Here is a 19,940-nt window from a genome sequence, read left to right as displayed (position 1 = left end):
TCGTGAACAGGCTCTCGTTGTAGCTGTCGGCTCCTCGCATCGGCGGCTCACCCCTCGTCAATCACTGAACCGATCTTCGCTTGCGCAGACGGCGACGTCGATTGGTATTTCAACGGCCTGCTAGCGCCGGTACAAGCAGCCAGGCTGCGGTCGACTCAACATCCGCTTCTTTCAGGATGGCGTCGTGCTGCCGGGCATCGAAAGGCCTCGGCAGCAGACCTTGGACCTCGGGCTTAACTACTGCCGCGCCGGCCGCCATCGTCCATCGTCTCTTGATTGAGTCGAAGAATGATCCACTTCCACTAGCCGGGAGCATCGCATGTCAGCATCCGCGATTCGGAATCTATGGAAAGGCAGGCCTCAGTCAGGCGAATGTCGCCCTAGCGGCCAAGACGACCATGCGTCGGATCGCGCATATTGAGGCAGGCCTGGAACTCGGGCTGCGCGTGCGCAGAAGCTTCTGCAGGAAGCTCATGTGACGCCGGATCGAACGCGGGCAACAAGTGGCGGGCGTGACTTGACGCGACCTCTGAAGGCAAGGCCGACCGCAGCGAGGGCGGTTAGTACCAAGGGGAAAGTGTGGGGCTCTGGTACGGGCTGTGTTGCCGCTGCGATTTCGATGCTATCGATAGCAAGTGAGTTGGAGTCGACCGAAGCGGGAGTGCCGTTGCCGAACGAATTGATGAATGTAGATCCAGAGTCTCGTATCCGAACCTCATTAAACCCACCGCCAGAAAACCCGATGTACGAGGCATTGCCCGATACAGTGGGATTACCAGCTTCGACAAGTACTCCATCAAGCCACAACTCGTAGTAGATTCCCATGAGTTGGTTCGGATTGCTGACATCCAAGGAACCCGTTCCGCGAAGTAGGCCGATGCCATAAAAGTCGCTTCCATCACTGAGGGTTATGCGGGTGTAGCCGTGGTCGCCTCCGTTTGCGTACCAAGACCTGGCGCCCTCGAAGCCAACGGGCATATATATCGACGCTATGCTATTTGGACGCCCAAACACTTGTTCGACGCGAATCAGATCTTCTACGTAAGGTCCGCCATAGGAGCCGGTAGCGTGCAGGCCTTCGAAGCCGTTGAAGTGCAGGCGCTGTGAATTCTGGATGAAGTCCGACGTGTGCAAGATCGGGTTGGCATTTGTGCTACCCAGAAGGGCGACGAACAGGCCAAGTGCGCCGCACAGTGAGTGAAGTGGCGAGTGCCGCATGGCAATTTCCTAGCGTTGAAGAGGAGTGTAGGCGGTGTGTAGGGGGCGTTCGCTATCGGTCTAGTCCCGAGATAGGTGGTACTTACGGACGCAGACCGCGACGGATCAGCGGGAGCATTCCTTCTGTCTGCGTTCAGCGCAACTTCGACGCGTCTTCGACGAAGCCACTGACAGCCAGCAAGGTATCCGCGGCCGCGGAACGGAGCTCGTCATTCCTTGGCATGAACAATGCTTCCCATGACGCCGCAACGTCATGCGGAGTGACCACCCAAGTGCGCCGTCGACAGTTGGCCCATCGCAGTCGGCGGTTGGCCTATCGCGTATGGACAAACCAGAGCCGAAGGATGCCTCCCTCGTGCGGGAGCATCCGTCGTACCGTCTTTTGAGTGATTCGTCGTCGCAATAGGTCGCCTATATTTTCGCCGCATTACACCGCCTACTGCGCCACCTCATCAGCCTTGCACGCCAGTCTATCCGGTTACAAGAGGTTGCCCCTGAATCCGTGACCACTGGATGAGCTTCGCGGTCGTTTGGCACGTATTTCGATCGTTATTGAGGCGCGCGGACCCGCACTTAACGTCACAGACCCCGAACCACCCCGACACACTGCTTGACGACCCAGTGCCCAACTGCGAGGCGCCGAACCCACGAGGGGTCGGCGCCTCTTGCTTCTCCAACAGCGATGAGCATCACCGCCGCGGCCGCATCCGAATGCTCGGAGGGCTCGCGACGTGGCACTTCGGTCTCCGATGCGTCAAGCAGGGGGGCTCTGACAGCGCCTCAGGAACATCCCGCCGCGCACCTGTTCACCGTGCGTCGATCGCAGCAATGTACAGCCGTCCGGCTCGTCAACAAGCTTGATGAGAGGCCGCTCGTCCGTTGCCGGAGCAGCTCGGCATGAATGCCTGATCACGTGCCGCCCGCCGTCATGGCCGTGCGGGCCCAGCTGCGCGCCAACCCGATTTGTTCAGACGCTGTCCGAAGAATCCTGCGGCTGTGGCCATGCCAGGTAGAAGTGCCGCATCTGGGTCAGGTTGACGGCGCCCGAACCCGCGCCCGAAGCGCCGGCCGAGGCGCTGCCATCATGCGTTGGATCAGCGCTTCGCCGTAGGCGGCGCGCTCGGCGCCGGCTTGCTCGTGCTCCACGATGCGCCGGCCGATCTCCCAGTACGTCGCCGTCATCAAGGCGTTGACGCTGCGTGCTACAGCCCAACGCGCGCTTTCGAGCAGCTCGACGAACGCTGCCAGGCGTCCCGAGCGGCGCCTGCACCCGGCCCGCCGAGCAAGGCGTTAGCTTTGCGAGACTCAGGCGAAGTCCTTGAGCAAAGCCCTCAGCCGCCGCCGACCTTCGGCGTTCGTGCGCCGGTAGGCGGCAAGCGCCATGGCCATCGTGTGCTGCTCGGCCTGCGTCAGTCCATGGGGCTCTCGCTCTGCATCCATCCACCCAACGGGCTTGCCCAGCCGCACCTCGAACTGGCGGGCGAGCTTGTCGCTCATCGGGCGTGAGCCGGACTTGGTCATCGACCACAGTGCCGGGCTGATCTCCAGCATCTCGGCGAACGCCTGCTCCAGCCCCTTCGGCGCGTGGCCGGATGCCAGGCGCTCTTCTGCGAAGGCCTGGAACGCTGCGTGGGCGTTGTTGCGGCGGACGTGGTGAGGATCGGTCACGGGAGCAGCGGGCGGTCTGGGAAGCGAAGGTGGGATTTTCGCATCAACGTGAAGATTCTTCACGGAAGGGGTTGACGGCTGCGTGAAGAGTCTTCACACTTCAGCCATCGGTTCCCGACGTCAGGTCAAAGACTTGTCCAACGGAACCAGGACCGAACAACCGACTGCCACCGAACCACCAGGACCCATCGAGGACACGCCGTGAAAGCCAGCCGATTTGCAACGACCAGCATTGGACCCGCATCGGGTTGTGGTGCGGCCGTGCACGCCGGTTCGCCGGCGGTCTCGAAGACCATGGTCAATGCCAAGGCATTGGATCGGTGGACGAACCCGCATCCGTGCGTCGTCGCCGCCAGGCTTGACCTGGCAGCGTATGAGGACCAGATGCAACCGGGCGAGGGAAGCGCATAGACGCACACCCTCCCAGCTCGCAAGAGCAGGCTCGAAAGAGGCCCGGATTCCGAAAGGATCCGGGCCTTTGTCATTCCCGGCGCAGCCCAGGCGCCACCAACCCAACCACGACTTGCCGGGCAGGCAGGTCGCAGCGGACCGAGGCCTCCTTGGACCGCAACACCTGCCGCGTTGGCTGCAGGTGGCTCTTTAACAAGTTGCAGCGAGGCGACGCCGGTACTGGCCGGCAGGTCGTTCTCGCAACATGCGGATGTAGCTCAGTTGGCAGAGCGCGACCTCGCCAGGGTCGAGGCCACGAGTTCGAGACTCGTCGTCCGCTCCATGTCGGGTGTGTCCGTGCACAAGCGCCGGTCCGCCGGCGTGCATGTGCGTGGCCACGCTGCGGGACACGTGCAGCGATGCGTCTGGTGCACTGGGCGCCGCGCGCGTGGGCACAGCCGACATGGATCCCATTCTTGCCCTCGTAGCTCAGCCGGTAGCAGCAGCCGCCTTGTAAGCGGCAGGTCGCGCGTTCGAATCGTCGCCGAGGGCACCAAGCTCGAACGCATGTCCCGTTCGTCTAGTGGTCAAGGACACCGGGCTTTCAACTCGGAGATCGCGGGTTCGACTCCCGTACGGGATGCCAGAAAGGAGCCCTCGGCGCAAGCGCGCCTCGAGGGCGGAAATCGGCCGCAACGATTGGGCGGCGCCGGAACCCGTCACCGGACACTTCACAGGGGGTGTAGCTCAAATGGAAGAGCGCCTGCTTTGCAAGCAGAGGGTCGTCGGTTCGAAGCCGACCATCTCCACCAGTTCGCCGGGCGTTTGGCAGAGAGGTCGATTGCGGCTGCCTGTAAAGCAGTTTCCCAAAGACGCGGTGGTTCGAATCCATCAACGCCCACCACTCATCAACACCCGCCTCGGCCGCCCACCGGGTCTCGCATGCTCCGTTAACTCAGTGGCCAGAGTGCCGGCCTGTCTAGCCGGAAGCCAGGGGTTCGACTCCCCTACGGGGCGCCAGTGTTTCAGCAGTTTTCGCCGCGGTAGCTCAGCCGGTAGAGCGTCGGCCTGAAGAGCCGAGCGTCGGGGGTTCGAATCCCTCCTGCGGCACCAAATGAACCCAGATGGATGCGTGCCCGAGGGGCTGAAGGGCGCTGCCTGCTAAGCAGTTGGCCGGCGATGAGCCGGCGCGAAGGTTCGAATCCTTCCGCATCCGCCAGAACAGGACTCGTCCGTCGCCGGAGGCCGGAGGACATGTCCGCGCCGCCGGACCCATGCCTGGCACTGCCGCCAGCCGGCATCGTCCATCAAACGCCTCGTTAGCTCAGCAGGACCAGAGCGCCGGTCTACGAAACCGGAGGTCGCACGTTCGAATCGTGCACGAGGCTCCAGACCGAATACGTTGAAACCGTGTTCGACAAGCGCATCATGATCACCATAGCCGCCCAGTGTGGGCGAGCGGGTGCGTTTGTCGAACCCTGGTTCCGGGCCGCCTGAGGTCCGACAAGATGAGACGTGGCGACACGTCGAAAGCGAGGATTCCTGCTTCCCCTCGCGCCTGGCACCGAAAGGTGCACGGTTGATCAGGCAAGCTCACCGGGCCGCCACAAGCGGCGCATCGTCTTCGCAAGGGGCGGTGCTACTCGGGACGCGAGTGCAAGGCAAACAACGACCGCTCACCTGCCGGAGGCGAAAGCCGAAGGGAACAGGGGCAGTCGAACAGGAACCGGGTGGTGCCGTCCGGCCTTGCTCAACCAGCTCGCCATCGGATACCGGAAAGAGTAGTGCGCACAGTCCGAGCCTCGCAAGCGAGGGCAGTGCACAGGTTCAGCGGAACGTGGGGTGGCAACACCACGCGGGTCGCGAAGATCGGCCGAGTAGTCCGCGAGACGAAAGGCATGCGGTGTGTGGCATTCCTGCGGTCAAAAGCCGTGGGAACCACTGGGAACGCACATCGCTGCAGGTTGCAACTTTCGCAAAGTCAAACGCAAAGACGTTCCCGACGCTGCACGAAAACGGCGTAAGCCTCGGCGGTCGAAAGACCGAACCGAGGTCACCCGAGGCCCGCAAGGCCGGAGGTGATCGATCGAAGTCCGCACGCAGGGGGTAGCTCCCCGCACGGCCCGCAAGGTCGGCGGTAGGACGAGGATCGAGTAGTGCAGCGTGACGAGTGACCAGCCACACTCCAACAAAGGCCGCCGTGCCAGCACACCACGGAGCGTCGCAAGACGTTCGTGGTGGATGAGTCGGAAACAGACGCCGCAAGCGTCCGGATAACCCGACACAGGTGCTGGTGTCACCGGTGTAGTCTCAGCCGGTGCAGCAAGTGATCGCGAGGTCGCCTGTCGTGAAGCTCGACACCGAGCTTCACGACAGCCGATCATAAGTTTCAAATGACGCGGGTGATGAAGCAGTGAACTCGCATCCCGCCGAGCCATGACCGGGGGTTCGCGTCCGCCGTTCGCTCGGCGTGTCCAAGAGGGGGTGTAGCTCAACAGGCAGAGCGCCGGTCTCCAAAACCGAAGGTACGCGGTTCGAGTCCGTGCACCCCCGCCACCATTTCCTCGCTCGACGTAGCCAAGTGGTCGAAGGCGGCAGTCTGCAAAACTGCCGGCGTCCAGCCCGCGTCGGTTCGAATCCGTCCGTCGAGTCCATCTTCCACCTGCGGCAGCGCGTTGCCGCACCCTTTCCCCGATAGCTCAGTGGGTAGAGCGTCCGGCTGTTAACCGGAAGCGCGGCGGTTCGAGGCCGTCTCGGGGAGCCAACCATTCGGGGTCGCATAGCTCAGCCCGGTAGAGCACCGTCTTGATAAGGCGGGGGTCGTTGGTTCGAGTCCAACTGTGGCCACCATCATCAACGAGTTCCACGGCGTGTGGGAAAGCCTGGCCAATCCGTCGCGTTCGGGACGCGAAGACCGGCGGTTCAAATCCGCCCACGCCGACCACCAATTTCAACTCTTCTCGGTGTAGCGCAGCTGGCAGCGCAGGTGCTTTGGGAGCATCAGGTCGCAGGTTCGATCCCTGCCACCGAGACCACCAGTTCCTGGGACATCGATGGGCAACGCATTTCGTGCGTTTGGGTGTGGCCGTAGCTCAATGGCAGAGCCGTGGGTTGTGAACCCGCTGGTGCCGGTTCGACTCCGGCCGGTCACCCCCAAGCGCATGCCTTTCAACGCGTCGCGAACTCGAGCGGCAGAGAACCGGGCTCTTACCCCGGATGGTCAGGGTTCAAGCCCCTGGCGACGCACCACGCATCAACCCCCTCGTGGCGGAATAGGCAGACGCACCGGTCTCAGAAACCGGAGCCCGCAGGGCATGTCCGTTCGACTCGGACCGAGGGGACCAAGCAGCAGTCCGGTAGCTCAGCGGCAGAGCAGTGCCCTCATAAGGCGAAGGCCGGTGGATCGTGCCCACCCCGGACCACCAACGACATCAGCAGATCCGAGACCATCAACCACCCAGGAGGTGTGCCATGAAACCGATCAATGAAGACGACGACGTGAGCTTTCACGATCACGAGCAAGCGGCGCAAAGGCTTCCCGTCCGAGACGGGTGTGAAGCGCGGTGACCGCGTCGTCGGTGGCGCGAAGGAACTCATCGAGAAGCTCGGCCGCAACGATCCGTGCCCATGCGGCTCTGCGAGGTCGTTTCAAACGCTGCTGCCTGCGCAGCGGATGCTTTTGACGGCGTGAACCGTGATCACTATCGGCGTTGAACGGACGATGCCGATGACCAGCGAGGAGTGCCGCCCGAGTGGCAGCGGGCTGGCCGGCGACGTCGTCGCCACGAGCGTTCGATCCGCTCGTTCTCCGCCGCCGGCCATGTGGGTGTAGCTCAGAGGCAGAGCAGCCGGCTTTTAACCGGCAGGCCAGGGTTCGACTCCCTGCGCCCGCACCAAGTCCCCAAGTCCCTACTTTGACGGGGTGTAGTCGAGTGGCCTCAGACAGCCGGCTTTGAACCGGTGCACACAGGTTCGAATCCTGTCACCCCTGCCATCCACCAGCCCCTTAGCTCAGAGGCAGAGCAACGCTCTTACAAAGCGAAGGTCGACGTTTCGAAATCGTCAGGGGCTACCAATCTCTCCATACGTCCGTAGCTCAGCTGGCAGAGCGCGACCCTCCGAAGGTCGAGGCCGGTGGTTCGAACCCACCCGGACGTGCCAAACCGAAATCACCCACGAAGCGGCCAAGAAATGGAGGCCACCCATGCACCCACACCACAGCCATGTGCTGCAACTCGACATCCAGGGCACGCCGCAGGCGTGGATCTCGCTCGAGCACGCGGCCCTGCATGTGGCCACCGACTCGGTGGCGTGGGTGGACGGCGATGGCCCGCTGGCGACGCTGCGTGGTGGCTTCAACGTCGAGCGCGGCCGGCAGTCGATCATCGATGTGCACCCGATCATCGCGCTGCACGGCGCGTCCAAGGTCAACTTGTTCGACGTGGTGCCCGCGTTCAGCAAGGGCAAGCTGTTCCGACGTGACCGGCTGACGTGCGCGTACTGCGGCCAGCGCTTCAACGAGCGTGACCTGCAATGCGAACACATCGTGCCGGAATCGCGCGGTGGCCGCTGGACCTGGATGAACCTGGTCACCGCATGCGGCGTCTGCAACGGACGCAAGGCCGACCGCACGCCCGAGGAAGCGAGCATGCCGCTGGTGTACCTGCCCTACGTGCCGAGCCGCTTCGAGGATTTCTTGCTCGAAGGCCGGCACATCCGGGCGGACGTGCACGAGTGGCTCACCGCGCGGCTGCCGAAGGGCTCGCGACTGAACTGAGTCGCACGCATTGCCATACAAGTTGAATGCACAGAGGAGAACACTCATGGTCAACACCCAACTCTTCCAGACGCTCAAGGGCGCGCTGCTGCCGGACGCCACCGCGCGCAACCAGGAGCAAGCGCCGGCCTATGCCCTGAGCGCACGTCATCAGCTGGCGCAGCTGGCTGCGACCGGCTGCCTGAACCAGACCTTCTATGCGAGCGCGGAATCGCAGCTGGACACGGTGCGTGCCCTGGCGCAGCGTTCGTGGCCAAGACGGCGGTCTACGCACGCCAGGCTGGCCACATGAAGGACATGCCCGCCCTGCTGGCCGCCACGCTCGCGGCGCGCGACGTGGCCCTGCTGGGCCAGGTGTTCGGCCGCGTGGTCGACAACGGCAAGATGCTGCGCAACTTCGTGCAGATCGTGCGCAGCGGCTCGGTGGGTCGCAAGTCGCTGGGTTCGCGGCCGAAGAAGCTGGTTCAACACTGGCTGCTGACCGCCAGCGAGAAGCAGCTGCTGAACGCCTCGGTCGGTAACACGCCGTCGCTGGCCGACGTGGTGAAGATGGTTCACCCGAAGCCGGCGGAGGCCTGGCGCGCTGCGTGGTTCGCGTGGTTGATCGGCAAGGCCGTGGATGAGACGGCGCTGCCACCCATCACGCAAGCCTTCGAGCGCTTCAAGCGGGCTATAGCTGAAGGCGTGACGTGCGAGGTGCCCGACGTTCCGTTCCAGATGCTGACCGCGCTGGAGCTGAGCACCGCGCAGTGGGCGCAGATCGCGCAGTCGGGTTCGTGGCAGATGGTGCGTCAGAACCTGAACACCTTCGCGCGTCACGGCGTGTTCGAGATCGACGGCATGGCCGAGGCGATCGCAGCCAAGCTGCGTGACCCGAAGGCCGTGGCCCAGGCGCGTGTGCTGCCGTACCAGCTGATGTCGGCCTTCAAGGCGACGGGAGAAGGTGTGCCGGCGGTGGTTCGCGATGCGCTGCAAGAGGCGATGGAGGCGGCGCTGGCCAACGTACCGGCGTTCGATGGCCGTGTCGTGGTGTGCCCCGACGTGTCGGGCTCGATGAGCTCGGCGGTGACGGGTCACCGCGGTTCGGCGACGTCGAGCGTGCGTTGCATCGATGTCGCGGCCCTGGTCTCGGCGGCGGTGTTGCGCAAGAACCCGGCGGCGCGTGTTCTGCCGTTCGAGCAGGCCGTGGTGAAGCTGTCGTTGAACGCTCGCGACTCGGTGATGACCAATGCGCAGGCCTTGGCCGCCATCGGTGGCGGTGGCACCAACTGCAGCGCGCCACTGGCCTTGCTGAACAAGGAGCGTGCGAAGGTGGAGTTGGTGATCCTCGTCTCGGACAACGAGTCGTGGGTCGATGCGACCCGCCGCGGCGCGACGCAGACGCTGCGCGAGTGGGAAGTGCTGAAGCAGCGCAACCCGCAGGCTCGCCTGGTGTGCATCGACATCCAGCCGCACGGCACGACGCAGGCGGCGGAGCGGCACGACATCATGAACGTCGGCGGCTTCTCGGATGCGGTGTTCGCGGTGATGGCCGCGTTTGCCGAGGGCAAGACGGGGTCGGAACACTGGGTGGGCGAGATCGAGAAGGTCTCGCTGGCCGCACAGTAGCTGGGAGGGGAGTGAAGCAAGGAAGGTGCCGCATGCGAATGCGCGCAGGAGTACAGCACCACACTGCCACGCGGGCCTGCAAGCCCGCAGCCAGCGCTCTTTGATCAAGACGGTGGCCGGCAACTCTTGCGAATCTGGTCGCGTGCGGCACCAACCTGACCGTGAATGTTGTCGAGTGGCGAATGCCTGGTGGAACTACATCGTTGTCCACGCTCAAGGTTTCACCGGATTTCTAGTCGCCACTCGAGAACATTCGAAGAAATTGAGGTTTTGACGCGAATGCAGGCAGGACTACATCGGGAGCCATGGGGGTTCGATCCCCCGTTGCCGGGAAACCGGCACTGGCAAAACGTCTTGCCGTCCCTTGTCGCGTTTGTTTTGATGTCGCGTTGCGAATGCAGGTGGAACTACAGCCTCTTAAGCTCGTGGTCGCGGGTTCAAATCCCGCCGGTCCCATATCAGGGGGACCGTAGCTCAGCCCGGTAGAGCACGATCGTTTCACCAACCCTTGTCGCAACGAGGCACCATTTTTTGCGGTGAATGCAGATGGAACTACAGGTAGACGCACGCGCTGGCTCCTCAAGAGCCGGCGCGTGCCCCTCGCAGCGATGCGTGGGGCGCCCGGGTCCGAATCCCGGTCCAGCAATGGATGGCGGAGTGACGTTTCATCGACCCTGGTCACCGGTTTCTTGTCTGAGATGAAGTGAGATGAACATGGAACAGAACTACAACACCGAGCAACCCGAAGGCGGCGTGCCCATCAAGATGTGGACGCGCGGCGTGCCTGTGGAAGACGAAGCGAAGAAGCAGCTCGCCAACGCGGCGCGCCTGCCCATCGTCTTCAAGCACATCGCTGCGATGCCCGACGTGCATCTGGGCATCGGTGCGACCGTGGGTTCGGTGATCCCGACCTTGCGCGCGATCATCCCAGCCGCAGTGGGCGTGGACATCGGCTGCGGCATGATGGCCTGCAAGACGACACTGCATGCGAACGACCTGCCCGACAACCTGGCGCCACTGCGTGCCGCGATCGAGCGCGCCGTGCCGCACGGCTCGTCGCCGCGCAACCGTGGCCGCGACCAGGGCAGCTGGGAGAACCCGCCCGACGCCGTGGACCAGGCGTGGGCGACGCTGGTGGACGAGTTCGATGCGCTGTGCGAGTTGCACCCGCGCATCAGGAACACGAACAACCGCAAGCACCTGGGAACGCTGGGCACCGGCAACCACTTCATCGAGGTCTGCCTCGACGAGGACGGTTTCGTCTGGTTCATGCTTCACTCGGGTTCGCGCGGCGTGGGCAATGCGATCGGTACGCACTTCATCGAACTGGCGAAGAAGGACGCCGAACTGCACCAACGCAACCTGCCTGATCAGGACCTGGCGTACTTCGAGGAAGGCGCGCAGTACTTCGGCGACTACGTGCGCGGCGTGGGCTGGGCGCAGAAGTTCGCCGCGCGCAACCGCGAGGTGATGATGACCAACCTGATCGCGACGGTGCGCAAGGTGATCACGAAGCCGTTCGAGTCGCATGTCGAGGCGGTGAACTGCCACCACAACTATGTGCAGCAGGAGCATCACTTCGGCGAGGATGTGTTCGTGACGCGCAAGGGCGCGGTGAGCGCGAAGCGTGGTCAGCTGGGCATCATTCCTGGCAGCATGGGTGCGCGCAGCTACATCGTGCGCGGCCTGGGAAACGCCGAGAGCTTCGAGAGCTGCAGCCACGGTGCCGGCCGCGTGATGAGCCGGACCAAGGCGAAGAAGCTGTTCACGGTCGACGACCAGATCAGGGCGACCGAGGGCGTCGAGTGCCGCAAGGACAAGGACGTGATCGACGAGATCCCGATGGCCTACAAGGACATCGATGCGGTGATGGAGGCGCAGAAGGACCTGGTGGAAGTCGTCCACACCTTGAAGCAGGTGGTGTGTGTGAAGGGCTAGTTTGGGGAAGGTCGGGCCTGGTGGTTCCCTCCCCATCTGAAGATGATGGGGAGGGAGTCATGAAGAACGAAACACTGATCAGTGCGCACCCGATCGACCCGGCGATGCGCGTTCAGATCCTCGACTGTCTGCGGCAGATCGAGGTCGATCACGACGTGAAGGTGCTGTTCGCCTGCGAGTCCGGCAGCCGCGGCTGGGGTTTCGCGTCGCCCGACAGCGACTACGACGTGCGCTTCATCTATGTGAACCGCCTGTCGTGGTACCTGACTGTCGAGCCGGGCCGTGACGTGATCGAGCAGCCGATCAGCGGCGACCTGGACGTGAACGGCTGGGACCTGCGCAAGACGTTGCTGTTGCTGCGCCAGTCGAACCCGACGCTGCTGGAATGGTTGCGCTCGCCGATCGTCTACCGCGAAGAGGCCGACACGGTGGCGCGCCTGCGCGCGTTGGCAGAAGACGGCTTCTCGGCCGTGCGCGGCTACCACCACTACGTGTCGATGGCGAAGAAGAACTTCCGCGAGCATCTGCGCGGGGAAGAGGTTCGCTACAAGAAGTACTTGTACGTGCTGAGGCCGTTGCTGGCCGCCCGGTGGATTCGCGACGGGCGAGGTGTGCCGCCGATGCGCTTTGCGGCGTTGGCGGAGGCCACGCTCGACGACCGCGTGCTGCTGGACGAGATCAACCGACTGCTCGAAGTGAAGATGCGTGCTGGTGAAGCGGCAACGAGTCCTCGGTGGACCGGCATCCACGACTTCATCGAAAGCGAACTCCATGCAGCCGCCGCGCAGGTGGTCGTGGATTCGTCCCGCCCTGACACCACGATGCTGGACGCCTTCCTGGCCGAGACCCTCCTTGAGAATGAACGAGAGAAGAATGAACGTGATTGAACTTGATGGCTCGACCGGCGAAGGCGGCGGCCAGATCCTGCGCACGGGCCTGGCCCTGTCGATGTGCACGGGCCAGCCCATGGCGATCCAACGCATCCGTGCGAAGCGTCCGAAGCCGGGATTGATGCGCCAGCACCTGACCTGTGTGCAGGCGGCTGCGGCCGTCTGCGGCGCGAAGGTGGAGGGGGCGGAGCTCGGCTCGCAGACCTTGGTCTTCGAACCTAGCCCCGTGCGCGCCGGCGACTACGCCTTCAATGTCGGCACGGCGGGCAGCTGCACGCTGGTGCTGCAAACGGTGCTGCCGGCGCTGATGCTCTGTGGCAAGCCCAGCCGCGTGTCGCTCAGCGGCGGCACGCACAACCCGATGGCGCCGCCGTTTCACTTCCTCGAACGTAGCTTCGCACCGCTGCTGCGGCGCCTTGGTGTGGGTCTCGATCTGGAGCTGCGTCGGCTGGGCTTCTATCCGGCCGGCGGTGGCGAGATTTCAGCTCTGGTGCAGCCGACCGAGGCGGGTCTGCAGCCCTTCGACTTGACCGATCGCGGCCCGGTGCAGGAGGCGTACGCAGAGTGCTTCGCGCCAGCCTTGCCGAGCGCCGTAGCGGTGCGTGAACTCGCGGCACTGGCGCGCGCGCTGGGTTGGTCGGGTGACCAACTGCGCACGCCGGCCGTGCGGCAGAACGAAGGCCCCGGCAACGCGCTGATGGCCACGCTTGGCTATGCGCATGTAAACGAGGTCGTCACCGGTTTCGGCGAGAAGGGTGTGAGTGCCGAGCAGGTGGCGGGCGCCTTGGTCAAGGAGATCAGGGCGCACCAGGCGAGCGATGGCGCGTTGGGGCAACACCTGGCGGATCAGTGGATGTTGCCGTTGGCGCTCGCCGTCGTGGCACAAGGCGGCGAGGCGGCGTTCACCTGCACCGAGATGACTGAACACGCCACGACCAACATCGGCGTCATCGAGCAGTTCCTGCCGGTGCGGTTCGACGTGGACTCGGCTGGCGCATGCCCACGCGTGCATGTGATTGCCGCAGCGAACGCGTGAACGATGACTGCCTGGGCTTTGCCGCTGTGCAGGTCAAAGACGATCATGGAAGCGAAGATGCCGTTTGTCGGGCGCGGCTGATCAACGGGCGGCGACGGCGACGTTGCGCTTCGACGCAGCAGACGCCTGCTGCGCCGTGGCTTCCGCGACGACGACACGCGGCTCGCCTACCGGTTGATGTCTGTGGAGGGCGGCCAATTGGCTGCGCTGCGGCTCACTGGCCGAGATCACGCCGCTGAACACTGCGCCCGTGATGCTGACGGAAAGCACTGCAGCGGCAATGCGAGCGGCGACGGGGATGCGGGGGGCGTTGGTGCTCATGTCGGACTCCTCGGCTGGGCAACTCTGATCAACGGACGATGGATGTCTGGGCGGCGGCCATGCGAACCCGGCCGCTGGGGTCGTGTGTCTCGCGCAGCGAGACGACGCCGCTGAACATCGCGAAAGTGACGACGAGCGAGGCGGCAGCTGCGGCGATGCGGACGATCCGGGAAGCGCGGGCGGTGTTCATGAGGGCTCCTGGGGGTGGGTTGAATCGCGTTCTTGCGATGGATGGACTGTCCGGCTGAAGGTCGTCTTCAGTCCTTCAGGGTCCTGAAGCGTTATGAAAGACGCCACCTCGAAGGCCCGCCATGGGGAGCCGTCTGTCCGCTACATTGGTCCCAGGAGGGACCTCCGATGTCCGACCGCTGGCGCTCCGGCCGCTTCGAGCTACGCCCCGTCGAGCGCCAGCTGATCGTCGACGGCACGCCAGCCGCGCTCGGTGCACGCGCGTTCGACCTGCTGCTCGCATTGCACGAGCACCGCGACCGCACGGTGCCGAAGTCCGAGCTGATGGATACCGTCTGGCCCGGGCTGGTGGTCGAAGAGAACAACCTGCAGGTGCAGGTCAGCGCGCTGCGCAAGCTGCTCGGGCCACAGGCGATTGCGACGATCCCAGGACGCGGGTACCGCTTTGCGCTTGCGGCAGACGCCGAGCAGCCGCCTCGGGAGCGCTCCACCGCCCCGCGATCGACGTCAGCGCAAGCCTCGCTGGCCGCCTTGCCGGGCAGCCCCGAGTGCTTGTTCGGCCGAGACGACGACCTGGCGGCACTCGCCAGGCTGCTGTCGGAGCATCGACTGGTCACCGTGCTCGGCGCGGGCGGCATCGGCAAGACGACGCTCGCGCTTGCGGCTGCGCGTGGGCAGGCGCTCCACTGTGCGAAGGTCGCCTGGGTCGAGCTGGCGCCGCTGGCCGACCCGCTGCTGATCCCCGGCACGATCGCCCAGGTGCTGCAACTGCCCATCGGCGCCGGCGATCCGGTGGCGGCGCTGGTGCGGTCGATAGAGCCGCTGCACGTGCTGCTGGTGCTCGACAACGCCGAGCACCTGGTGGCGGCAGTCGCAGGGCTCGCCGAGGCGCTACTCGCTGGTGCGCCCGGCGTTCGCCTGCTGGTCACGAGCCAGGCGCCGTTGAAAGTCGAAGGCGAATGGCTCTTCCGCGTCGGTCCCCTGGCGGTCCCCGAGGCTGGCACGCCGTTCGACCAGGCGCTGGGCTACGGCGCGGTGGCACTGTTCGATGAGCGTGCGCGCGCCGCCGATCGACGCTTCGTGCTCGGCGCGGACAACGTTGATCTGGTCATCGATCTTTGTCGCCGGCTCGACGGGCTGGCGCTCGCGATCCGCCTGGCCGCGTCGCGAGTGGCGCAGTTCGGCCTTGCGGAGTTGCACGCCCGGCTGGCCGAGCCGCTGAAACTGCTGGCCGGCGGCTCGCGCAGCGGGCCGACCCGGCAGCAGACACTTCGGGCCACGCACGACTGGAGTCATCGGCTGCTGGCACCGGTGGAGCAGGTGGTGTTTCGCAGGCTCGGGGTGTTCGCCGGCGACTTCACGCTCGCGTCCGCGGCCGCCGTCGCCGGCGACGAAACGCACGACGAGTGGAGCGTGATCGAGGCGCTGGCCACATTGGTGGATCGCTCGCTCGTGGTGCTCGACGAGCGCGAGGATCCGCGCTACCGCTTGCTGCAAAGCGCTCGCGACTACGCGTTGGAACGTCTGGACGAGAGCGGCGAAGCCCAGGCGCTTCGAACGCGGCATGGCGCTCGCATGCTCCGCTTGATGGAGCAGTCGCTCGATGATGAAACATCGGGCATGCCCGACCGCGAGTGGCTCGCGCGCTACGGCTGCGAACTCGACGACCTGCGCGCTGCCATCGACTGGAGCAAGGCGCACGACCCGGCGATGGCGGTCGCGCTGGTCGGTGCTTCGCTCAATCTGTTCACGATGCTCGGCCTGCTGCAAGCAGCCCGGGCGCATAGCGATGAGCTCGAACACCAGGTGGTCGAAGCCACGCCGGCGCTGGCGGCAGCACGTTTTTGGTCCTTGCGCAGCCTGGTGGTTCAGGTCGTCTCACGGCAGGCTTCCGAGGATGCCGCGCTGAAGGCGGTCGAGTGCTTCCGATCGAGCGGCCATCGGCTCGGCCTGCACCGCGCGCTCGCGTTCGTCGTCAGCACCACGCTGCTGCCAGCCGAGAAAAAGCACGAGATGGTGCAGGAGATGCAGGACATCGAGCGCTTGGAGGAACGCAGTCCCGTGCGCGCCCATCGCCTGGCCGCGACAGCGCTCCTTGCCATGGACGAAAGCCGCTTCGAGGACGCGCATGCGCTGCTTGTTTCGGCCGTTGACCTGGTGCGCGCAGCCGGCCGCGACCGACAATGTGCGAGCTTTCTGGTGTGGTTGTCGTTTGCCGACGACGAGGTCGGTGCGGCGGAGGCCGCGGTCGCGCATTGCCGCGAAGCAGTGGCGCTGTACCGCGCAGGTGGCGCCTCGAATGTCGAGCGTGGCTTGCGATCGCTGGTGCGCTCCCTGCTCAACGTGGGTGATGTCTGCGAAGCGCGCCTGGCGCTGGCCGACCTGATCGAGCGCAAACGCCGGAGCAGCTGGAACTTCTTCTTGCCCATGCCCGCGCTGTTCGCGATGTTGGCGGCACTCGAGGGGCGATTCGACGCCGCTGCGAAACTTCTCGGCCTGTCGGAGCGCCTGTTCCTCGCCACGCCGACGAACGACAATTGGAGCGAAAGAACTCACGTTCGCATCAGGGCCATGCTGACAGACGCGCTGGCCCCTGCAGACCTGCAGCGCTGGATGACCCAGGGCGCTGAGCTCGACGAACCGGCCGCATGTGGGCTGGCGCTCGAAAGGCCAAAGCCGTGACGGCGTCCACGGCGATCGTGCGCAGGATGCGCCAGTGAAGTGAACGCTCTCGGAGCCGGAAGTGCTCGAGCCGAAGGATCCTCTAGGCGCTTTCGGCGGCGAGCATAGCCACTCCTGTCGGTGAATGCTGGATCCCTGGGGCGCGCCGCCGCGGTCCTGATCGGCGGTCGCTCCGATCGGCCGATCGGCCTGACCAGCAAGCCGGCATGCCGGCGTGCGCGCCAGGAAGCCCTCGCTGGGCAGTGGTCACTGCGATCACGAGATGCGCCACTCCCGCCGTCCGCCTTCATGCGTGTGTCATTGGCACTTGCGCCGTGGTCGACACCTCACGGAAGGTCCCGTCCAATGAAAGACGGGCATGGACGATCTTCGGTCCGCGGGAGGATCTGCACCGCTATGCGACTGCTGCGTTGACCTGCCCCCCCAAAGGCCGCCCTTCACCGGCCCGCCAAGCGCCGCCTGGCGTATTCCGTCCTGCTGGACTGGGGCGCAACGGTCAGGTACTTCTTGAAGATGCCGTCTGTCCGGGAATCGTTCGTAGCCTCGTAGCTCCTCGCCAGGCCCCACAATGCCACCGGTTCGTCCGGCGCTTGCTGCAGGGTTCTTTCGAAGAGTTCGATGGCCTCATGGTGATGGCCCTGCTCGAACGCGATACCCGCCAGTCCAACTTGCGCCGAGAGGTCACGAGGGTCAAGTTCGAGGGCCTTGCGATAGCTGCCGGAGGCGGCGACGAACTTCTTCTGCAGGTGCTGGCTGGCGCCCAGCGCGGAATAGAGCATCGACAAGCCGGGGTCCTGCTTCACAGCCTCGCTGTACAGGCGTTCCGCGGCGACAGGATCGCCTGCCTCCATACGCGCATTACCAAGCGCAAGGGCCAACTGTGCAGGCGTCGTGCGCCTGGCTGATGAATGCATGCTCACCCGCTCACCGGATGCTGCCTGGCTCGCCGCATTCGGCGGTGGGGGCGGCAGGGGAAGCGGTGTGGACACCTCAGAGGGCAGCCTCCCACGCGTCATGGACCATGCGCCGGCCGCCACGAGAATGATTGCCGCAATGGCATACGCCTTGTTCACTCGGTTCCCTCTCGAACTCTTGAGGCGGCCACGGGAGCCGGTCTCGCTGGTTGCCCTAGTTGCGAAGATTCTGCAGTGAGATCTGCTCGAGATGCGCTGGCGGGATTTCGGTCCGTGAGCGAGCAGCCGTTCGCAAGCACCACGCCGACCGTCGGCGCCGAGAGCGCTGTGCCGCAAGGCTTGCAGGTTCGATCCCTGCGGCGGGATCCATCTCTGTGATCCACGCGTGTCCCGCCGCGGAGGCGGCTGGACGTGGATGAACCTGGTGGCCGCCTGTGGCGTCTGCAACCTGACCAAGGCCGACCGAGCGCCCGAGGAAGCGGGCATACCGCTCTACGCGCCCCACCTCCCTTCGCGGTTCGAGTACTTCCTTCTGGAGGGTCGGCGCATTCGGTGCGACGTGCACGACTGGCTTGTCGCCCGGCTGCCCAAGGGATCGCGCCTGAGCTGACACCCCGATGCCCCGCGCGCAAGCCGCGGGGCGTTTGCACGCGTGCCGCTCACTCTGGACCCTAGAACCCCGCGGCCAGTATTCGAAGGTCCCGCCGGCAATCCCACCCGCCACCACAATCGCGTTGTCAAAGATCTATGCGGGGGGGTGATGGATTTCTTCGACCGGCTTTTCGGCAAGCCGACGCTGCAGGGCCTGACCGGCAAGGTCACACGAGGCCTGCGGAAGCGCGGTGCGCTGGATATCAGCGCGAACCTCGAACTCGCCGAGGTCACTGCGACGATCGATGGCGGCCCGGTACGGATCTATTTGGGCAACGTGCTGGCCGACTATCGGCGCAGCCCACGATCGCAGCGCGCTGCAGTCCTGCAAAAGTTCCTGACAAGCCTCGCCCCGCAAGAGGACGCAGTCCCCCCGCGCTATGAGGACGCCAAACCAAGGCTCATGCCGGTCGTGCGCAGCATTGCGGACATCGGCGTGGCGACGCTGTCGGCAGCGCGCCTGCCGCCTGGCGCGAAGCCTTTTTCCAGCCCCGTACACCGACCCCTCGTCGCCGACATGGTCGTCGCCCTCGTATGTGACAGCACCACGTCGATGGCCTACGTCACCGAGGAGCAAGTCGCGCAGTGGCAGGTCGACTTCCAGCAAGCGCTCGACCAGGCCATCCACAATCTTCGCGGGCTTCCTGAAGCTGGCGGATGGAAGGAACTGGCCCCTGGCGTGTGGAGTGGCGAATGGGGCGACGCCTATGAGGCCTCGCGCATCCTGACGCCCGACCTCATCCACCGGCTGGGTGTACCTGAGCCGGTGGCGCTCGTGCCGTTCCGCAACGCGCTGCTGGTCACGAGCGAGCGCAATCCTGCTGGCCTGCAACTCATGCTCCAGGTCGCGCAGACTTCGCTCGAGGACAACCAGCGTTGGCTCTCCTTCGAGCCGATCCGCCTGGCCGGTGATCGGTGGACCGCTCACGACCCAGCCGGCGAGTCCTGCGAGTTGCTTCGCGTCCTGCGCGGGCGCAACAACGCCGCCACGTACTCGACGCAGAAGCAACTGCTCGACGACCTGCACCAGACGAGCGGGACGGACATCTTCGTCGCCAGCTACCAGCTCATGCAGCGCGACGATGAAGCGCCGCGCAGTTACACGGTCTGGACCGAAGGCGTGGACACGTTGTTGCCGCCAGCCGAATTGATTGCCCTGGTCCAGCCGGAGGGCAACAATGCGAAGCATGTGCTCGTCAGCTGGGAAGACGCGCTCGCCTTCGCCGGAGACCTGCTCGAGCCCAGCGACTTGGTGCCCATTCGCTATCGAGCGCGGCGGTTCCCTGCCCCGCACGTGCTCGAGCGCCTACGGGAGCGGGCGGTTCGGTAGGAGCATCGAAGGCCGGCCTCGTCCGGAACATCCGCGGGCCACGGTCCCATCCCGTCTGTTTTCCATGAATTTCCATTGGACTTGGAAATTTCCACACTCCATGGAAAATACCGGACATGCGTGGGTGGCGGCCTCGGGCCGCGGGAAGCGCCAGGGATCGGGAAGCAAGACGGCGTTCAAGCTCGCGGCGCACATGGACTTCCCGGGTCCCTCGTCGTTTTGTGTGGATCCAGGGTTGAGAATCGCTGGTAGTAGTCGAGCCCTGTGGGCAAGTGGGCAAGACGCGTCAGCGGCTTGTCCACTTGTCCATGGGGCCGGGGTGAAGTCC

15 protein-coding genes, 23 tRNA genes and 1 pseudogene are annotated in these 19,940 nt (G+C 64.9%); 33 read left to right on the top strand and 6 right to left on the bottom strand.

Features of this window, described 5'->3' with window-relative positions; translation table 11 throughout:
- Positions 1-471: 471 nt before the first annotated feature.
- The 3 genes and pseudogenes from HLB44_RS36210 to HLB44_RS36200 all read right to left on the bottom strand — a co-directional run bounded on the left by HLB44_RS36210 (position 472) and on the right by HLB44_RS36200 (position 2,886).
- Positions 472-1,218, bottom strand: coding sequence for a hypothetical protein (locus HLB44_RS36210; protein WP_173135594.1), 747 nt, complete (start codon positions 1,216-1,218; stop codon positions 472-474).
- Between the two features lie 997 nt (positions 1,219-2,215).
- A pseudogene (locus HLB44_RS36205) lies at positions 2,216-2,400 on the bottom strand (DUF1016 N-terminal domain-containing protein); the annotation flags it as partial.
- 123 nt (positions 2,401-2,523) lie between these two features.
- The gene (locus HLB44_RS36200; protein WP_173135591.1) at positions 2,524-2,886 is read right to left on the bottom strand and encodes a hypothetical protein; all 363 of its coding nucleotides are present in this window, start codon (positions 2,884-2,886) and stop codon (positions 2,524-2,526) included.
- A 657-nt stretch (positions 2,887-3,543) separates the two neighbouring features.
- On the opposite strand from HLB44_RS36200, the gene HLB44_RS36195 reads away from it, so the two are divergent.
- The 30 genes from HLB44_RS36195 (at position 3,544) to rtcA (ending at position 13,525) form a co-directional block, all read left to right on the top strand.
- Positions 3,544-3,619: transfer RNA gene (locus tag HLB44_RS36195), tRNA-Gly, on the top strand.
- A gap of 135 nt (positions 3,620-3,754) precedes the next feature.
- Positions 3,755-3,832, top strand: a tRNA-Thr gene (locus HLB44_RS36190).
- Between the two features lie 13 nt (positions 3,833-3,845).
- Positions 3,846-3,922, top strand: a tRNA-Glu gene (locus tag HLB44_RS36185).
- 90 nt (positions 3,923-4,012) lie between these two features.
- Positions 4,013-4,088 (top strand) — tRNA-Ala (locus tag HLB44_RS36180).
- 7 nt (positions 4,089-4,095) lie between these two features.
- A tRNA-Tyr gene (locus HLB44_RS36175) sits at positions 4,096-4,180 on the top strand.
- Between the two features lie 40 nt (positions 4,181-4,220).
- Positions 4,221-4,296, top strand: a tRNA-Asp gene (locus HLB44_RS36170).
- A 17-nt stretch (positions 4,297-4,313) separates the two neighbouring features.
- Positions 4,314-4,389: transfer RNA gene (locus tag HLB44_RS36165), tRNA-Phe, on the top strand.
- A 13-nt stretch (positions 4,390-4,402) separates the two neighbouring features.
- A tRNA-Ser gene (locus tag HLB44_RS36160) sits at positions 4,403-4,495 on the top strand.
- A gap of 94 nt (positions 4,496-4,589) precedes the next feature.
- Positions 4,590-4,667, top strand: a tRNA-Arg gene (locus HLB44_RS36155).
- Positions 4,668-5,756: 1,089 nt separating this feature from the next.
- Positions 5,757-5,832 (top strand) — tRNA-Trp (locus HLB44_RS36150).
- An 11-nt stretch (positions 5,833-5,843) separates the two neighbouring features.
- Positions 5,844-5,930: transfer RNA gene (locus HLB44_RS36145), tRNA-Cys, on the top strand.
- A 34-nt stretch (positions 5,931-5,964) separates the two neighbouring features.
- Positions 5,965-6,040: transfer RNA gene (locus tag HLB44_RS36140), tRNA-Asn, on the top strand.
- Positions 6,041-6,049: 9 nt separating this feature from the next.
- A tRNA-Ile gene (locus HLB44_RS36135) sits at positions 6,050-6,126 on the top strand.
- A gap of 16 nt (positions 6,127-6,142) precedes the next feature.
- Positions 6,143-6,220, top strand: a tRNA-Pro gene (locus tag HLB44_RS36130).
- A 15-nt stretch (positions 6,221-6,235) separates the two neighbouring features.
- A tRNA-Pro gene (locus tag HLB44_RS36125) sits at positions 6,236-6,311 on the top strand.
- Between the two features lie 46 nt (positions 6,312-6,357).
- Positions 6,358-6,428 (top strand) — tRNA-His (locus HLB44_RS36120).
- Between the two features lie 21 nt (positions 6,429-6,449).
- Positions 6,450-6,525: transfer RNA gene (locus HLB44_RS36115), tRNA-Lys, on the top strand.
- Between the two features lie 9 nt (positions 6,526-6,534).
- A tRNA-Leu gene (locus HLB44_RS36110) sits at positions 6,535-6,620 on the top strand.
- A 6-nt stretch (positions 6,621-6,626) separates the two neighbouring features.
- Positions 6,627-6,701, top strand: a tRNA-Met gene (locus HLB44_RS36105).
- A 128-nt stretch (positions 6,702-6,829) separates the two neighbouring features.
- Complete coding sequence (locus HLB44_RS38450) at positions 6,830-6,967, top strand: SEC-C metal-binding domain-containing protein (protein ID WP_217283947.1); 138 nt, start codon at positions 6,830-6,832, stop codon at positions 6,965-6,967.
- Positions 6,968-7,098: 131 nt separating this feature from the next.
- Positions 7,099-7,172, top strand: a tRNA-Lys gene (locus HLB44_RS36095).
- A 22-nt stretch (positions 7,173-7,194) separates the two neighbouring features.
- Positions 7,195-7,270, top strand: a tRNA-Gln gene (locus HLB44_RS36090).
- Positions 7,271-7,276: 6 nt separating this feature from the next.
- Positions 7,277-7,351 (top strand) — tRNA-Val (locus HLB44_RS36085).
- Between the two features lie 10 nt (positions 7,352-7,361).
- A tRNA-Arg gene (locus HLB44_RS36080) sits at positions 7,362-7,437 on the top strand.
- Between the two features lie 43 nt (positions 7,438-7,480).
- Complete coding sequence (locus HLB44_RS36075) at positions 7,481-8,053, top strand: HNH endonuclease (protein WP_173135588.1); 573 nt, start codon at positions 7,481-7,483, stop codon at positions 8,051-8,053.
- A gap of 46 nt (positions 8,054-8,099) precedes the next feature.
- Positions 8,100-8,345 (top strand): hypothetical protein, encoded by a 246-nt coding sequence (locus HLB44_RS37690; protein ID WP_246312680.1) that lies wholly within the window; start codon positions 8,100-8,102, stop codon positions 8,343-8,345.
- Positions 8,342-9,661, top strand: a complete 1,320-nt coding sequence (locus HLB44_RS36070) for a vWA domain-containing protein (protein WP_246312679.1) — start codon at positions 8,342-8,344, stop codon at positions 9,659-9,661. The genes HLB44_RS37690 and HLB44_RS36070 overlap by 4 nt, the downstream gene beginning before the upstream one ends.
- Positions 9,662-10,375: 714 nt before the next feature.
- Positions 10,376-11,599 carry an RtcB family protein gene (locus HLB44_RS36065; protein ID WP_173135585.1) on the top strand — a complete coding sequence of 408 codons (1,224 nt, stop codon included), beginning with the start codon at positions 10,376-10,378 and terminating at the stop codon, positions 11,597-11,599.
- 59 nt (positions 11,600-11,658) lie between these two features.
- Entirely contained in the window at positions 11,659-12,486 is an 828-nt protein-coding gene (locus HLB44_RS36060; protein WP_173135582.1) for a nucleotidyltransferase domain-containing protein, read from the top strand.
- Complete coding sequence (rtcA, locus tag HLB44_RS36055) at positions 12,473-13,525, top strand: RNA 3'-terminal phosphate cyclase (protein ID WP_173135579.1); 1,053 nt, start codon at positions 12,473-12,475, stop codon at positions 13,523-13,525. The genes HLB44_RS36060 and rtcA overlap by 14 nt, the downstream gene beginning before the upstream one ends.
- 81 nt (positions 13,526-13,606) lie before the next feature.
- Here rtcA and HLB44_RS36050 read toward each other — a convergent pair whose 3' ends face one another.
- Both HLB44_RS36050 and HLB44_RS36045 read right to left on the bottom strand, forming a co-directional pair.
- The gene (locus tag HLB44_RS36050) at positions 13,607-13,846 is read right to left on the bottom strand and encodes a hypothetical protein (protein WP_173135576.1); all 240 of its coding nucleotides are present in this window, start codon (positions 13,844-13,846) and stop codon (positions 13,607-13,609) included.
- Positions 13,847-13,874: 28 nt separating this feature from the next.
- Positions 13,875-14,036 carry a hypothetical protein gene (locus HLB44_RS36045; protein ID WP_173135573.1) on the bottom strand — a complete coding sequence of 54 codons (162 nt, stop codon included), beginning with the start codon at positions 14,034-14,036 and terminating at the stop codon, positions 13,875-13,877.
- Between the two features lie 167 nt (positions 14,037-14,203).
- Here HLB44_RS36045 and HLB44_RS36040 point away from each other — a divergent pair, with 167 nt between their 5' ends.
- Positions 14,204-16,717, top strand: coding sequence for an ATP-binding protein (locus HLB44_RS36040; RefSeq protein WP_173135570.1), 2,514 nt, complete (start codon positions 14,204-14,206; stop codon positions 16,715-16,717).
- Between the two features lie 437 nt (positions 16,718-17,154).
- On the opposite strand, the gene HLB44_RS36035 is transcribed toward HLB44_RS36040, so the two are convergent.
- On the bottom strand, positions 17,155-17,790 hold the full coding sequence (locus HLB44_RS36035) for a tetratricopeptide repeat protein (RefSeq protein WP_173135567.1): 636 nt from the start codon (positions 17,788-17,790) through the stop codon (positions 17,155-17,157).
- Positions 17,791-18,046: 256 nt separating this feature from the next.
- Here HLB44_RS36035 and HLB44_RS36030 point away from each other — a divergent pair, with 256 nt between their 5' ends.
- Both HLB44_RS36030 and HLB44_RS36025 read left to right on the top strand, forming a co-directional pair.
- Entirely contained in the window at positions 18,047-18,241 is a 195-nt protein-coding gene (locus HLB44_RS36030; protein ID WP_246312678.1) for a hypothetical protein, read from the top strand.
- 150 nt (positions 18,242-18,391) lie between these two features.
- Positions 18,392-19,612: a DUF1444 domain-containing protein gene (locus tag HLB44_RS36025; RefSeq protein ID WP_173135564.1), complete on the top strand. Its 1,221-nt coding sequence runs from the start codon at positions 18,392-18,394 to the stop codon at positions 19,610-19,612.
- The last annotated feature ends 328 nt before the right edge of the window (positions 19,613-19,940 follow it).

Source organism: Pseudaquabacterium terrae (assembly GCF_013266755.1).
GTDB classification, from domain to species: Bacteria; Pseudomonadota; Gammaproteobacteria; order Burkholderiales; family Burkholderiaceae_C; genus Pseudaquabacterium; species Pseudaquabacterium terrae.
Note: the sequence above shows the minus strand (reverse complement) of the source record. Positions and strands in the feature narration are given on the sequence as shown.

What these genes read in the sequence shown, in the direction of transcription:
- HLB44_RS36210 (WP_173135594.1), bottom strand. Translation starts at nt 1,218, where the DNA reads ATGCGGCACTCGCCACTTCACTCACTGTGCGGCGCACTTGGCCTGTTC.
- HLB44_RS36075 (WP_173135588.1), top strand. Translation starts at nt 7,481, where the DNA reads ATGCACCCACACCACAGCCATGTGCTGCAACTCGACATCCAGGGCACG.
- HLB44_RS37690 (WP_246312680.1), top strand. Translation starts at nt 8,100, where the DNA reads ATGGTCAACACCCAACTCTTCCAGACGCTCAAGGGCGCGCTGCTGCCG.
- HLB44_RS36070 (WP_246312679.1), top strand. Translation starts at nt 8,342, where the DNA reads ATGAAGGACATGCCCGCCCTGCTGGCCGCCACGCTCGCGGCGCGCGAC.
- HLB44_RS36065 (WP_173135585.1), top strand. Translation starts at nt 10,376, where the DNA reads ATGGAACAGAACTACAACACCGAGCAACCCGAAGGCGGCGTGCCCATC.
- HLB44_RS36060 (WP_173135582.1), top strand. Translation starts at nt 11,659, where the DNA reads ATGAAGAACGAAACACTGATCAGTGCGCACCCGATCGACCCGGCGATG.
- rtcA (WP_173135579.1), top strand. Translation starts at nt 12,473, where the DNA reads ATGAACGTGATTGAACTTGATGGCTCGACCGGCGAAGGCGGCGGCCAG.
- HLB44_RS36050 (WP_173135576.1), bottom strand. Translation starts at nt 13,846, where the DNA reads ATGAGCACCAACGCCCCCCGCATCCCCGTCGCCGCTCGCATTGCCGCT.
- HLB44_RS36045 (WP_173135573.1), bottom strand. Translation starts at nt 14,036, where the DNA reads ATGAACACCGCCCGCGCTTCCCGGATCGTCCGCATCGCCGCAGCTGCC.
- HLB44_RS36040 (WP_173135570.1), top strand. Translation starts at nt 14,204, where the DNA reads ATGTCCGACCGCTGGCGCTCCGGCCGCTTCGAGCTACGCCCCGTCGAG.
- HLB44_RS36030 (WP_246312678.1), top strand. Translation starts at nt 18,047, where the DNA reads ATGAACCTGGTGGCCGCCTGTGGCGTCTGCAACCTGACCAAGGCCGAC.
- HLB44_RS36025 (WP_173135564.1), top strand. Translation starts at nt 18,392, where the DNA reads ATGGATTTCTTCGACCGGCTTTTCGGCAAGCCGACGCTGCAGGGCCTG.